Source organism: Streptomyces sp. NPDC001750 (assembly GCF_042892615.1).
In the GTDB taxonomy this organism is placed as follows: Bacteria; Actinomycetota; Actinomycetes; order Streptomycetales; family Streptomycetaceae; genus Streptomyces.
The window spans coordinates 321,040-335,491 of the sequence record NZ_JBIAUE010000001.1 but is presented as its reverse complement, the minus strand read 5'-3'; the positions used below and the strand labels follow the sequence as shown (position 1 = coordinate 335,491).

10 protein-coding genes are annotated in these 14,452 nt (G+C 72.9%); 8 read left to right on the top strand and 2 right to left on the bottom strand.

The features are described from left to right. Positions 1–248: 248 nt before the first annotated feature. From ACFYY6_RS01470 to sucD, 5 genes are all read left to right on the top strand, one after another. On the top strand, positions 249–1,385 hold the full coding sequence (locus tag ACFYY6_RS01470) for an AAA family ATPase (protein WP_389191215.1): 1,137 nt from the start codon (positions 249–251) through the stop codon (positions 1,383–1,385). Next, on the top strand, positions 1,382–3,991 hold the full coding sequence (locus tag ACFYY6_RS01465; protein WP_389191212.1) for a DUF5682 family protein: 2,610 nt from the start codon (positions 1,382–1,384) through the stop codon (positions 3,989–3,991). The genes ACFYY6_RS01470 and ACFYY6_RS01465 overlap by 4 nt, the downstream gene beginning before the upstream one ends. Then, the gene (locus ACFYY6_RS01460) at positions 3,988–5,229 is read left to right on the top strand and encodes a VWA domain-containing protein (protein ID WP_351524962.1); all 1,242 of its coding nucleotides are present in this window, start codon (positions 3,988–3,990) and stop codon (positions 5,227–5,229) included. Before ACFYY6_RS01465 ends, ACFYY6_RS01460 begins: the two co-directional genes overlap by 4 nt. A 266-nt stretch (positions 5,230–5,495) precedes the next feature. Next, positions 5,496–6,680, top strand: coding sequence for an ADP-forming succinate--CoA ligase subunit beta (gene sucC, locus ACFYY6_RS01455; RefSeq protein ID WP_351524963.1), 1,185 nt, complete (start codon positions 5,496–5,498; stop codon positions 6,678–6,680). A gap of 21 nt (positions 6,681–6,701) precedes the next feature. Continuing rightward, positions 6,702–7,586 (top strand): succinate--CoA ligase subunit alpha, encoded by an 885-nt coding sequence (sucD, locus tag ACFYY6_RS01450; RefSeq protein WP_351524964.1) that lies wholly within the window; start codon positions 6,702–6,704, stop codon positions 7,584–7,586. Positions 7,587–7,780: 194 nt separating this feature from the next. Here sucD and ACFYY6_RS01445 read toward each other — a convergent pair whose 3' ends face one another. Further along, the gene (locus tag ACFYY6_RS01445; protein ID WP_389191209.1) at positions 7,781–8,791 is read right to left on the bottom strand and encodes a sigma factor-like helix-turn-helix DNA-binding protein; all 1,011 of its coding nucleotides are present in this window, start codon (positions 8,789–8,791) and stop codon (positions 7,781–7,783) included. Between the two features lie 111 nt (positions 8,792–8,902). On the opposite strand from ACFYY6_RS01445, the gene ACFYY6_RS01440 reads away from it, so the two are divergent. Then, entirely contained in the window at positions 8,903–10,714 is a 1,812-nt protein-coding gene (locus tag ACFYY6_RS01440; protein ID WP_389191206.1) for a DUF6350 family protein, read from the top strand. 70 nt (positions 10,715–10,784) lie between these two features. On the opposite strand, the gene ACFYY6_RS01435 is transcribed toward ACFYY6_RS01440, so the two are convergent. Continuing rightward, positions 10,785–11,855, bottom strand: coding sequence for a hypothetical protein (locus tag ACFYY6_RS01435; protein ID WP_389191203.1), 1,071 nt, complete (start codon positions 11,853–11,855; stop codon positions 10,785–10,787). 359 nt (positions 11,856–12,214) lie between these two features. Between ACFYY6_RS01435 and purN the strand changes: the two genes are divergently transcribed. Together purN and purH are read left to right on the top strand one after the other, a co-directional pair. Continuing rightward, complete coding sequence (gene purN, locus ACFYY6_RS01430) at positions 12,215–12,871, top strand: phosphoribosylglycinamide formyltransferase (RefSeq protein ID WP_351525295.1); 657 nt, start codon at positions 12,215–12,217, stop codon at positions 12,869–12,871. Further along, on the top strand, positions 12,858–14,411 hold the full coding sequence (purH, locus tag ACFYY6_RS01425; protein WP_389191199.1) for a bifunctional phosphoribosylaminoimidazolecarboxamide formyltransferase/IMP cyclohydrolase: 1,554 nt from the start codon (positions 12,858–12,860) through the stop codon (positions 14,409–14,411). The genes purN and purH overlap by 14 nt, the downstream gene beginning before the upstream one ends. Positions 14,412–14,452: the final 41 nt, after the last annotated feature.

The following is a 14,452-nucleotide window of genomic DNA, read 5'->3' as shown; positions in this document are numbered from 1 at the left end:
GGGCGAATCGGCGACGCACGAACCGGCGACGCATGAACCGGCGACGCATGAACGCATCGCGAGGAAGCGAACCGGCCGCGACGCACGAACGTGCGGTATGAACGGACCGCGGCCGTCGGCGGACCTGCGGCCGCGGACGTACCGGCCGGGATGCGCGGATCGGCCTCCGGCCTGCGACGGGGGCCGACTGTCAGTGCCATGGTGCACGGTGGGAACCGCAACAGGTCGACCGATCTGGAGGGGGACCCATGACCGTGTCCGAAACCGCCGCTGCCTCCGCCGCCGCTGCCACCACCGATGTCGGGACACAGGCCCTGCGACCGCACGCCGAGGACGCCTTTGCCCATGAGCTGAAGGCCCTCGCCGAGGCCGACGACCGTCCCAGGCCCGCCCGTTGGCAGTTGTCCCCCTGGGCCGTCGCCACCTATCTCCTCGGCGGCACCCTGCCCGACGGCACCGTGATCACCCCCAAGTACGTCGGTCCGCGTCGCCTGGTCGAGGTCGCCGTGACCACACTCGCCACCGACCGTGCCCTGTTGCTCCTCGGCGTCCCCGGCACCGCCAAGACGTGGGTCTCCGAACATCTCGCGGCCGCCGTCAGCGGCGACTCGACGCTGCTCGTCCAGGGCACGGCGGGCACCCCCGAGGAAGCCGTTCGCTACGGCTGGAACTACGCGCGACTGCTCGCGCACGGCCCCGGCAGGGACGCGCTGGTGCCGAGTCCGCTGATGCGCGCCATGGCCGAGGGCATGACCGCGCGCGTCGAGGAACTCACCCGCATCCCCGCCGATGTGCAGGACTCGCTGATCACGATCCTGTCGGAGAAGACCCTCCCCATCCCCGAACTGGGACAGGAGGTCCAGGCGGTCCGCGGCTTCAACGTCATCGCCACGGCCAACGACCGCGACCGAGGGGTCAACGAACTGTCCAGCGCCCTGCGCCGCCGGTTCAACACGGTCGTCCTGCCGTTGCCCGCCACACCGGACGCGGAGGTCGACATCGTGTCCCGGCGGGTCGACCAGATCGGGCGCTCGCTCGACCTGCCGTCCGGAACCGACGGACTGGCCGAGATCCGACGCGTCGTCACCGTCTTCCGCGAGCTGCGCGACGGAGTCACCACCGATGGACGCACCAAGCTCAAGTCACCGACCGGGACGCTGTCGACGGCCGAGGCGATCTCCGTAGTCACCAACGGACTTGCGCTGGCCGCCCACTTCGGCGACGGGGTGCTGCGCCCCGGCGACGTGGCGGCGGGCATCCTCGGCGCGGTCGTCCGGGACCCGGCGGCCGACCGCGTGGTCTGGCAGGAGTATCTGGAGACGGTGGTACGGGAGCGGGACGGGTGGAAGGACTTCTACCGCGCCTGCCGCGAGGTGTCCGCATGACCCGGACCGCGGGATCGGGCGGCCCCCTCCTGCTGGGGGTGCGCCATCACGGGCCGGGCTCGGCCCGCGCCGTCCGTGCGGTCCTGGAGGCAGCGCGTCCGCGGGCCGTCCTGGTCGAGGGCCCGCCGGAAGGGGACCCGCTGCTTTTGCTGGCCGCCGACGAACGGATGCGTCCGCCGGTCGCGTTGCTGGCCCACGCCGTCGACGACCCGGGGCAGGCGACGTTCTGGCCACTGGCCGCGTTCTCCCCCGAATGGGTCGCGATCCGCTGGGCCCTGGCGCACGACGTGCCGGTCCGCTTCATCGACCTTCCCGCCGCGAACTCCCTGGCCATTGCGAGGGCGGCCGAGCAGCGGGCAGCCGGGGAGGAGGACGCGGCCGGGGGAGGAGACCCGGACCGAGGCGGGGAGGAAGGGCCGGGTGCCGATGGTTCGTCCGGGCGCGTCCCCGTCGACCCCGTCCGCGTGCTCGCGCAGACCGCTGGTCACGACGATCCGGAGCGCTGGTGGGAGGACGTCGTCGAGCACCGTGCCCAGGGCGGCGACACCGACCCGATGGCACCCTTCGCCGCGCTCGCCGAGGCGATGACGGCCCTGCGCGAGGTGTACGGGGACGGTGACCATCCCCGTGACACGGTTCGCGAGGCACACATGCGCATTCAACTGCGCAAGGCACGAAAGGAGTTCGGCGACGACATCGCGGTCGTCTGCGGCGCCTGGCACGTCCCCGCGCTCGCCACGAGGACCACGCTCGCCGCCGACAGGGCCGTGCTCAAGGGACTGCCCAAGGTCAGGACCGAGCTGACCTGGGTGCCCTGGTCGCATCGCAGGCTGGCCCGGAACAGCGGGTACGGGGCGGGCATCGACTCGCCCGGCTGGTACGGACACCTCTTCGACGCGGCCGACCGCCCGATCGAGCGATGGATGACCAAGGTCGCCGGACTCCTGCGCGACGAGGACCGGTTCGTGTCGTCCGCCCATGTCATCGAGGCCGTCCGGCTCGCCGAGTCCCTCGCCGCCGTGCGTGGCCGCCCGCTCGCCGGGCTGAACGAGACGACGGACGCGGTCAGAGCCGTGATGTGCGACGGCTCCGACGTCCCGCTGGCACTCGTACGGGACCGGCTGATCGTCGGCGAAGTTCTCGGCGAGGTGCCCGACACCGCCCCCGCCGTACCGCTGCAACGCGACCTCACCCGTCAGCAGCGTTCCCTCCGGCTCAAACCGGAGGCGCAGGAGCGGGAGTTGGAGCTCGACCTGCGCAAGAACACCGACGCGGCACGGAGCCGGCTGCTGCACCGGCTGCGGATCCTCGCCGTCGACTGGGGCGAGCCCACGACCGGCCGGACGAGCACCGGAACGTTCCGCGAGAGCTGGCGGCTGCGTTGGGAACCCGAGCTGTACGTGCGGGTGGCCGAGGCCGGGACGTGGGGCACCACCGTGCTCTCCGCAGCGACGGCCAAGGCCGGGTCCCGGGCCGCTTCCGCCGCCTCCCTCGCCGACATCACGGCCCTCGCCGAGCACTGCCTGCTCGCGGAACTGCCGGACGCCCTGCCCGTGGTGATGCGGGCCCTCGCCGACCGCGCCGCGCTCGACGCCGACGTCGGCCGGCTCGCCGACGCCCTGCCCGCACTGGCCCGCACCCTGCGCTACGGCGACGTGCGGTCCACGGACACCGGGGCGCTCGGGGAGGTCGCCGCCGGGCTGGCGGAGCGCGTCTGCGTCGGCCTGCCGGCGGCGTGCACCGGACTCGACGCCGACGGCGCCGCCGAGATGCGCCGCCGGATGGACGGCGTCCACACCGCGATCGGACTGCTCGGCGGGGCCGCTGCCGCGCGTTCCGAAGCGGACGGGCTGCGCGGGCGCTGGACCGCCGTACTCCACCGGCTCGCCGCCCGGGACACCGTCGCGGGCATCATCAGGGGACGCGCGGCCCGCCTGCTGCTCGACGAGGGGCGGATCGCGGAGGACGACGCGGCACGGCTGATGGGTCTGGCGCTCTCGCCCGGCTCGTCGCCCGCCGATGCGGCGGCCTGGATCGAGGGGTTCGTCGGCGGGGCCGGCGGCGGAATGCTCCTCGTCCACGACGCACGGCTGCTCGGGTTGGTCGACGCCTGGATCACAGACGTCCCGGCCGACTCCTTCGCCGACGTACTGCCCCTGCTGCGTCGTACCTTCTCGGCCTTCGAGGCCGGGGTGCTGCGCACGCTGGGCGAACTCGTGCGGCGTGGTCCGGCCGCGGGCGGGGCGGCTGCCGATGCCACCGGTGCCGGTACGGGCGCCGGCGCGGTGGCCCCCGGCTTCGGGCCCGGACTCGACGCGGCGCGGGCCGAGGCCGTGGAGCCCATTCTGTGTCTCCTGCTCGGCACCACCATCGACGCGACCGCCGAAGCCGAGCCCGAAGTCCGAGCCGAAGCCGATAAGGGCACCGGCACGACCGCCGACACCGCTACCCCGACCGGCACCGGCACGAACGTCGGCACCGGCCCCGGCACCCGCACCGGCCCGGCCGTGGTCCCCGCCGTGCGGCCGGGCGGAGGCGACCCGGACGACAGGACCCGAACCGTCGAGGAATCACTGGCCGAGGAACCCCTGGGGGCAACGGGATGACCACGAACACGGCAGACACCACGACCCACCCGCCCCACGACATCCGGTCCGGCCCGACGGCCGACGAGCGACTGCGCCGCTGGAGGCTGGTGCTGGGCGGGGACGGCGAGGAGGGCACCGGGCGCGGCCTCACCGGCCACGACGCCTCGATGGACGGGGCGCTGACCGCGCTGTACGGCGGCGGTGCCGGGGCGGGAGGCCGGGAGGGGAACAGCCGCTCGGCCGGGCTCGGGGCCTCCGCCCCGTCCGTGGCCCGCTGGCTCGGCGACATCCGCACGTACTTCCCCAGCTCCGTCGTCCAGATCATGCAGCGGGACGCCATCGACCGGCTCGGCCTCTCCGCGCTGCTCCTCGAACCGGAGATGCTGGAGGCCGTCGAGGCCGACGTCCACCTCGTCGGAACGCTCCTCTCGCTCGGCAGGGCCATGCCCGAGGCGACGAAGGAGACCGCGCGGGCCGTCGTGCGCAAGGTCGTCGACGACCTGGAGAATCGGCTCGCGACCCGCACCCGGGCCACCCTCACCGGTGCACTGGACCGCTCGACGAGGAACGAACGCCCCCGGCACCACGACATCGACTGGGACCGCACGATCCGGGCCAACCTCAAGAACTACCTTCCCGAGTACGGCACCGTCGTCCCCGAACGGCTCATCGGGTACGGGCGGGCCGCACGGTCCGTGAGAAAGGACGTCGTCCTCTGCGTCGACCAGTCCGGGTCGATGGCGGCCTCCGTCGTCCACGCCGCCGTCTTCGGCGCGGTCCTTGCCTCCATGCGCACGCTGCGCACCAGGCTCGTCGTCTTCGACACGGCCGTCGTCGACCTCACCGACCAACTGGACGACCCCGTCGACGTGCTGTTCGGGACGCGGCTCGGCGGCGGTACCGACATCAACCGCGCGCTCGCGTACTGCCAGTCCAGGATCACCCGCCCCGCCGACACCGTCGTCGTGCTCATCAGCGATCTCTACGAGGGCGGCATACGCGACGAGATGCTGAAGCGGGTCGCCGCGATGAAGGCGTCCGGGGTGCAGTTCGTGGCCCTGCTGGCGCTGTCGGACGAGGGCGCGCCCGCCTACGACCACGACCACGCGGCGGCCCTCGCGGCCCTGGGCGCACCGGCGTTCGCCTGCACGCCGGACCTCTTCCCCGAGGTGATGGCCGCGGCGATCGAGAAGAGACCGATACCCGTACCGGACAGGGAGGCCCCCCGTGCCCGCGACTTCCGGACGGCACCCTGAGCCCGTCCCGGGAGCCCTGCCACATCGGCCACCACTCCGTCCACCGCGCCCCGGCCACCCGCCGGATCTGTGACCGTAATCACCGCTCAGGTGTGATCTGCGATTTAGGGTCACGCGGAGCGCGGGGATAACCTGCGAGATGGACATGCCGCGTACACCGGGTCACCCTGTGCGCCTTCCTCGTGACAGAGCAGTCGCATTTGCCCCTCGCGGCACGCCCACGCAGAAAACGAACCGCGAGACCACTGATTAAGGGACGGACGCGCGTGGACCTGTTCGAGTACCAGGCGAGGGACCTCTTCGCCAAGCACGGTGTACCGGTGCTGGCCGGTGAAGTCATCGACACGCCTGAGGCAGCCCGCGAGGCGACCGAGCGGCTGGGCGGCAAGTCGGTCGTCAAGGCGCAGGTGAAGGTCGGAGGCCGCGGCAAGGCCGGCGGCGTCAAGCTGGCCTCCACGCCCGACGAGGCGGTCGCCCGCGCGACCGACATCCTCGGCATGGACATCAAGGGCCACACGGTCCACAAGGTGATGATCGCCGAGACCGCTCCCGAGATCGTCGAGGAGTACTACGTCTCGTACCTTCTCGACCGCACCAACCGCACCTTCCTGGCCATGGCTTCGGTGCAGGGCGGCATGGACATCGAGGAGGTCGCGGAGAAGACCCCCGAGGCCCTCGCGAAGGTCCCGGTCGACTCCAACACCGGCGTCACCATCGAGAAGGCCCGCGAGATCGTCGCCCAGGCGAAGTTCCCGGCCGAGGTCGCCGAGCAGGTCGCCGAGGTCATGGTGACCCTGTGGAAGACCTTCGTCGCCGAGGACGCGCTCCTCGTCGAGGTCAACCCGCTCGCCAAGGTCGCCTCCGGCGACATCCTGGCGCTGGACGGCAAGGTCTCGCTCGACGACAACGCCGACTTCCGTCAGCCCGAGCACGAGGCGCTGGAGGACAAGGCCGCGGCCAACCCGCTGGAGGCCGCCGCCAAGGCCAAGAACCTCAACTACGTCAAGCTCGACGGCGAGGTCGGCATCATCGGCAACGGCGCCGGTCTGGTCATGTCGACCCTGGACGTCGTCGCGTACGCCGGTGAGAAGCACGGCAACGTGAAGCCCGCCAACTTCCTCGACATCGGCGGCGGCGCCTCCGCCGAGGTCATGGCGAACGGCCTGGAGATCATCCTCGGCGACCCGGACGTCAAGTCCGTCTTCGTCAACGTCTTCGGTGGCATCACCGCGTGCGACGAGGTCGCCAACGGCATCGTCCAGGCGCTCGAACTGCTCAAGTCCAAGGGCGAGGACGTCACCAAGCCGCTGGTCGTGCGCCTCGACGGCAACAACGCGGAGCTGGGTCGCAGGATCCTCTCCGACGCCAACCACCCGCTCGTGCAGCGCGTGGACACCATGGACGGCGCGGCCGACAAGGCCGCCGAGCTCGCCGCGGCTGCTGCGAAGTAAGGGACGAGGGACTCCAACACCATGGCAATCTTCCTCACCAAGGACAGCAAGGTCATCGTCCAGGGGATGACCGGTGCCACCGGTATGAAGCACACCAAGCTCATGCTCGGCGACGGCACGAACATCGTCGGTGGCGTGAACCCGCGCAAGGCGGGCACGTCGGTCGACTTCGACGGCACCGAGGTACCCGTGTTCGGCACGGTCGCCGAGGCGATGGAGAAGACCGGCGCGAACGTGTCGGTGCTCTTCGTGCCGCCGGCCTTCGCCAAGGCCGCCGTGGTCGAGGCGATCGACGCCGAGATCCCGCTCGCCGTCGTGATCACCGAGGGCATCGCCGTCCACGACTCCGCCGCCTTCTGGGCGTACGCGAGCTCGAAGGGCAACAAGACCCGGATCATCGGCCCGAACTGCCCCGGTCTGATCACCCCCGGCCAGTCCAACGCCGGCATCATCCCGGGCGACATCACCAAGCCCGGCCGCATCGGTCTCGTGTCCAAGTCCGGCACGCTGACCTACCAGATGATGTACGAGCTCCGCGACATCGGCTTCTCGTCCGCCGTCGGCATCGGTGGCGACCCGGTCATCGGTACGACGCACATCGACGCCCTCGCCGCGTTCGAGGCCGACCCCGACACCGACCTGATCGTGATGATCGGCGAGATCGGCGGCGACGCCGAGGAGCGCGCTGCCGACTTCATCAAGGCCAACGTCACCAAGCCGGTCGTCGGTTACGTCGCGGGCTTCACCGCCCCCGAGGGCAAGACCATGGGCCACGCCGGCGCCATCGTCTCCGGCTCCTCCGGCACCGCGCAGGCGAAGAAGGAGGCCCTGGAGGCCGCCGGCGTCAAGGTCGGCAAGACGCCGACCGAGACCGCCAAGCTGGCGCGCGAGATCCTCGGCGCCTGACCGTCGCTCCGACCGGGGCGGCACGCCCCGGCGCGGCACCGCACAGACGGCGCGGGCCCGTATCCCTGGTCAGGGGTGCGGGCCCGCGCCGTTTTCGTTCCGCCGCAGGACCGCCCGTTCGCCCGGCCCCGTGACAGCCCGTGTGCCCGGCCTGCGCGGCGGTCGGGAAGGCCCCGTGACGGGCGGGAAGACGGTCAGTCGGCCCGGGGGCTCAGGTGGGCGGGCCCCTGGACGAGTTCGCCGTCCAGCCGCGTGCGCGGCTTCAGGTCCTGCGGGGTCAGCGGCTGGGGACCGAATCGCGGCGGCGCCTCCTCCCCCCGGTGGACCGGGGACTCCGCGGGCTCGTACCGGGCCGGCGTCGTGACCGGGGCGAACAGCGGCAGACCGATCAGCAGCGCCGCGCAGGAGAAGACCACCCCGGTCCACCGCCGCGCCCTGCGCTCGCTGCCGGTACGGACAGCGCCGGGCGCGGGGAGCGCGGCGGACGCCTCGGGGTGCCCCCGGGCGAGCACGCCGATCCGTTCACGCAGGAGGGCCGACCGTTCGGCGGTGGACGAGGGGTTCGCCAGCTCGGGCAGTCGCTCGACGACCGCGGCACGCGCGTTCATCAGCCTGCTCGCCGTCGCCGGGGTGCTGGCCTCCGTCTCCGCCGCGGTCTCCGGCAGGGCCAGGCCGACGGCGTCGTGGAGCACGAGCGTGCGCCGGTAGGACGGGGGCAGCGCGAGCAGCGCGTCGAGCAGGGCCCGTGCGCCGGACTCCTCGGGCAGCGGGTCGACGCCGCGGTGCGCGAGGCGCAGCCGGTGCCACGGCGACAGCGCGTACTCGTACGCCGCCGCCCGCACCCAGCCGACCGGGTCGGGGTCCACCGCGACCTCGGGCCAACGCTCCCAGGCCAGTGCGAAGGCCCGCGCGACGGACTCGCGGGAGCGTCCTCGGCGCCCGGTCAGCAGGAACGTCTGGTGGAAGAGAGCGGTCGAGCAGTGCGCGTACAGGGCGTCGAACGCCTCGACCGCCGCCTCGGACACATCGCGCGGCTCGACGGAACCACGATCCCCTTCCTCGGGTCCGGACCTGCCGCCGCCGGCAGGCCCGGACCCGCCGGTGGACACCGGCCCGCTGGGCGCGGGCACGGCCCCGGCAGGCAGGGGCACGGTGGGCAGGGCGGTTGGTTCAGGGGTGTCGCGGGGGCGCCCGGCCGGCGTCATGAACGGACCCTCGTAGGTCTGCGCCGAGTCATTGAGTACATAAACGCATATTGAGCGACACAGTGGTCGTTCTTACACGAAATAGGCGCGTGTCGTTGGCAGCATGATGGCGTGACCCAAGTGACCGGAGGCAGCCCGCCGTTGTCGGCGGAACAGGCCGCGGAACAGGCCGCGAGGCGGACCGCGGAACAGACCGGGAGAAAGACCGAGGGGCCGACCGGCGTCCAGGCGGCGGAACGATCCGCACGACGCAGCCGCTCCGCCGTACTGGTCTTCACCTTCCTGCGCGGAGGGCTCGCGGCCGGGCTGGGGCTCGGCGCGTTCACCGTGCTCGTCATGGTGCTGTGGATCAGTTCCCCGAGCTCCGACGACGGGCCCTCCGGAGCTCTTCACACGGCGGCCGGGCTTTGGCTGCTCGCCCATGGCGCCGAGCTGATCAGGACCGACACGCTCGACGGGATTCCCGCCCCGGTCGGCCTCGTCCCCCTGCTGCCGGCCGTGCTGCCGCTGTGGCTGGTGCACCGTGCGGCCCGGGACGCCCTGGAGGCCGAGGAGGGGCGCGCGGCGCCTTCGGCGTCGGCCGCGTTCGGCCTGGTCACGGGCGGGTACGCGGTGGTCATGGCGGCGGTCGCGCTCCATGCGCGAGACGGTTCGCCGACCGTGCGCGTGGTGTCGCTGCTCTTTCCCGCGGCCGTGGTGGTGGCCGCTGCCGCGGCGGCCGGCGTCTGGACGGCGTACGGGCACCCGGTCGGTCCGCTTCCGGCCCGGGTGCCGATGCGCGTCCGTGCGGCGCTGGCGCGCTCCGGGTCCCGGGAACGCGCCGCGACGGTGTGGCGATCCGCCGCGGCGGGCGTGACGACGCTGCTGGGCGGCGGGGCGCTGCTCGTCGCCGTGGCGCTGGTCTGGCACGCCGACGCGGCTCATCAGTCGTTCGTCCAGCTCGTGGGGGGCTGGGCGGACCGGGGCGCGGTGCTGCTGCTGGCGCTGGTCCTGGTGCCGAACGCGGCGGTGTGGGCTGCCGCGTACGGGCTCGGCCCGGGCTTCGCGCTCGGTACGGCGTCCACGGTCACCCCGCTCGCCTTCTCGGGGCCCCCGGCGCTGCCGGTCTTCCCGTTGCTGGCCGCGGTGCCGGAGCGAGGGGAGGGGACGTGGCCGAACTGGGCGGCCGCGGTGGTGCCGGTCGCCGCCGGGGTGGTGGTCGCCCGGTTCACGGTACGAAGCGCCGTCCCCGTCCACGACGCGGGTGACGGCGGCGACGGAGACGCAGGCAGCGGCAGAAGTGGCGGAGATGCGGACAGGGGCGGGCCGGGGGAGGCGTGGAGCGCGGGCGGGACAGCGCTGACGGCCGCGCTCGGGGCGCTGGGGTGCGGATCGCTGATGGCCGTGCTGGCCGCCGCCGCGGGCGGGCCGCTCGGCACCCGGGCGCTCGCGGAGTTCGGCCCGGTGTGGTGGCTGACGGGTGCGGCGGCCGCGGCGTGGACGATGGTGCTGGCCGTTCCCGGGGCGTTGTTGCTGCGGGCCTGGCGGCTGCGCGGGTGGAACGGCGGACGGGGACGGGGCCGTCGCCGGAACGCGGCCGACGGGGCGGAGGAGACGGCGCGAACGGGTCGGGCGGCGCGAAGCACGGACCGGACGGCGGGGACGGAGCGGGCGGAGGGAGCGGCGGGGGCGGAGGGAGCGGCAGGCGGGCCCGTCGGTCAGGCGCCCGCCGAGGCACCCGTTCCACCGACGCGCCCGAGATGGGCACGGACCGGCCGGGGCTCCGCGAGGGCGTCCACACCACGCGGGGCGGTGGCCGTCGGCGGGGCGGAGGGGTTCGAGGACGACGACGCGGAGCAGTACGACTTCCTGCCGACCGACCCCTGGCACGCGCGGACGGCCCGGCGTACGGGGGGAGACGCCGGGCCGTCGGGGAAGCCGTGAGACGGGCCGCCGCCGGAGGGGACGGCCGGTCCTCGGATCCGAGGACCGTTCGGTCCTCGGTGAAGGACGGTCAGTTCTTGATGCCGAAGATGGGCTCCAGCGGCTTGGGCAGCAGATCGTTGCAGGCGAGCTGGCCGGACTTGGTCAGGGCGTCGTTCACGCAGGTGTAGTAGTCGCGGTAGACCAGCTGCACCGTGAACGTCGTCGCGACGACCGAGAGCGCGAGCACGGCCGTCACCAGACCGCTGAGCGCGGCCGTGGTCTGCTGGCGGCTGTAGCTCGGGGCGGGGGAGCCGGGAGCGGACCCGGCCGCCGGGACGTGCCCGGTGCCGGACCCCTGGAGGGAGCCGACGGCCGGTGCGCCGCCCGGCGCGGCCGGGCGGGACGCTCCGGCGCCGCCCGGCGCGGAGGGATCCTTCGGCTTGTTACGGAGCGCGCTGATCGACCAGTACACGGCGAGCGCGCCGAGCAGCAGGGCGATCTCCGGGAAGTCGAACAGCGCGAAGAAGAACGCCCACATGCCGCCGAGCAGTGCGTAGCGCGCTCGGCGCTGGGCCGGGTCGGTCGGGTCCCAGCGCAGTCCGCCGGGGCTGCCCTCGGGACCGCCAGGACCGCCAGGACCGTTCGCGCCGCCCGAGCCCCCGGGCCGTCCGCCGAAACCGCCGCTCTGTCGGCCGGGCTGCCGATTGCTCCACTGGCTGCCCCAGGCCGGCCGGTCGCCGGAGGAGCCGCCCTCGGGCGATCGGCCGCCCTCGCTCCCGTTCCCGCCGCGTTCGTCGCCGTGGCCGCCGTTCTCCCGGCCGTCGTCGGCGTTCGAGGGGGTGCGGGGCCGCCAGGGCCGGTCGGGGCGGTTCTCGGGCGGTGCCGCGAACGGATTGTCGTCGGCGGGACCGGAGGACCCTTGAGAACGCGCGGAACCGGGGGCGCCCGCGGTGTCCGGGGAGGACGGGGAGGAGTCGGCGGAGGACCGGTACTCGCGCAGCAAGGGCGAGCCAGGCGCGGGCAGCGGCCGCGACGACGTCGAGGGCGCTCCGAACGACACCGAGGGCGCTCCGAACGACGGCTGCGGCAACAGTGAGGCCGGCCCGGGCAACGGCTGCGACGAGTGGTGGAAGGCGGTGCGGCGGCGTCGGTCCGTCATGTGGTGAACGTCTTCCCCATCTCGTCATTTCCGTCCTGCGGACGGATCCCTGTCCCCTGACGCTACCTCCCGGCCAGGAGGGGCCGAAAGCTGGGAGTGGCCGCGCCGAGCGGCCGGACCGCGACCCCGGGCCCGCCCCGGGCCCCGTGGTGGCCGATATGCGACGGATGCGCGGTCCCTCACCCCGTCCCGAGGGGGCTCGCACGGCTCCCGGTATCGTTGCTGACGGTCGACCGTTCGTAGAGTTCCCCGTATCGAGGGGCGCGATTCTTTCGTACGACCATACAAATTCAGCGTCACTTGCTCCATGCCGCTTGATTCATCGTCGCCTGCTTCATCACGCGAGAAAGGGCCCAGCCGTGGCCTCCCCGCCCCCTTCCACCGGACCGGCCCGCCTGGTCGTGCTGGTCTCCGGTTCCGGAACGAATCTCCAAGCACTGCTCGACGCCATCGGTGACGACCCCGAGGGCTTCGGCGCGCGGGTCGTCGCGGTCGGAGCCGACCGCGACGGCATCGTCGGTCTGGAGCGGGCGGAGCGCGCCGGGCTGCCGACCTTCGTGTGCCGGGTCAAGGACCACGCCACGCGCGAGGAGTGGGACGCGGCGCTCGCCGCCGCGACCGCCGAGCACCACCCGGATCTCGTGGTGTCGGCGGGATTCATGAAGATCGTGGGCAAGGAGTTCCTCGCCCGGTTCGGCGGCCGGTTCATCAACACCCACCCCGCCCTGCTCCCCAGCTTTCCCGGTGCCCACGGGGTGCGCGACGCGCTCGCGTACGGCGTGAAGGTCACCGGGTGCACCGTCCACTTCGTCGACGACGGGGTCGACACCGGTCCGATCATCGCGCAGGGCGTGGTCGAGGTGACCGAAGAGGACACGGCGGAGGGCGAAGCGGCCCTCCATGAACGCATCAAGAAAGTCGAGCGCAAGCTGCTCGTCGAGGCCGTGCGGCGGCTCGCCCGCGACGGCTATCGCATTGAGGGACGAAAGGTTCATCTCGGTCATGTCGGTGAATAAGCCCATCCGCCGCGCCCTGGTCAGTGTCTACGACAAGACGGGGCTCGAAGACCTCGCCCGCGGTCTGCACGAGGCGGGTGTCGAGCTCGTCTCCACCGGCTCCACCGCCGGGCGGATCGCCGCCGCCGGGGTGCCCGTCACCAAGGTCGAGGAGCTGACCGGCTTCCCCGAGTGCCTCGACGGCCGCGTCAAGACGCTGCACCCGCGCGTCCACGCCGGCATCCTCGCGGACCTGCGCCTGGACGCCCACCGCGAGCAGCTCGCCGAGCTGGGCGTGGAGCCGTTCGACCTCGTCGTCGTGAACCTGTACCCGTTCAAGGAGACGGTCGCCTCCGGCGCCTCCGCCGACGAGTGCGTGGAGCAGATCGACATCGGCGGTCCGTCCATGGTCCGCGCCGCCGCCAAGAACCACCCGTCGGTCGCCGTGGTCACCAGCCCCGAGCGGTACGCCGACGTCCTCGCCGCCGTCAACGCGGGCGGCTTCGACCTCGCCGCCCGCAAGCGCCTGGCCGCCGAGGCGTTCCAGCACACCGCCGCGTACGACGTCGCCGTCGCCTCCTGGTTCGCCGCCGACTACGCCGCCGCCGACGACTCGGGATTCCCGGACTTCTTCGGTACGACGTACGAGCGCGCGAACGTCCTGCGGTACGGCGAGAACCCCCACCAGCCCGCCGCGCTCTACACCTCCGGCACCGGTGGCCTGGCCGAGGCGGAGCAGCTGCACGGCAAGGAGATGTCGTACAACAACTACACGGACACCGACGCCGCGCGCCGGGCCGCGTACGACCACGTCGAGCCGTGCGTCGCGATCATCAAGCACGCCAACCCGTGCGGCATCGCGATCGCCGACGACGTCGCCGAGGCGCACCGCAAGGCGCACGCCTGCGACCCGCTGTCCGCCTTCGGCGGGGTCATCGCCGTCAACCGTCCGGTGACCGTGGCCATGGCCGAGCAGGTCGCGGAGATCTTCACCGAGGTCATCGTCGCCCCGGCGTACGAGGACGGCGCGGTCGAGGTCCTGGCCCGCAAGAAGAACATCCGCGTGCTGCGCTGCCCCGACGCCCCGACCGCCCCGGTCGAGGTCAAGCCGATCGACGGCGGCGCGCTGCTCCAGGTCACCGACCGCCTCCAGGCCGAGGGCGACGCGCCGGCCAACTGGACCCTGGCCACCGGTGAGGCGCTTTCCGAGGACGAGCTGAAGGAACTCGCCTTCGCGTGGAAGGCGTGCCGCGCGGTCAAGTCCAATGCGATCCTGCTCGCCAGGGACGGCGCCTCGGTGGGCGTCGGCATGGGACAGGTCAACCGGGTCGACTCCGCGAAGCTGGCCGTGGAGCGGGCGGGCGAGGAGCGCGCACGGGGCTCGTACGCGGCCTCCGACGCGTTCTTCCCGTTCCCGGACGGCCTGGAGATCCTGACCGCCGCCGGTGTGAAGGCCGTGGTCCAGCCGGGCGGCTCGGTCCGTGACGAGCTGGTCGTCGAGGCCGCGCAGAAGGCGGGCGTGACGATGTACTTCACGGGTACGCGCCACTTCTTCCACTGAGCGCCGCGCGCCTGAGCACAAAGGGCCGGGACTCCGCGAGG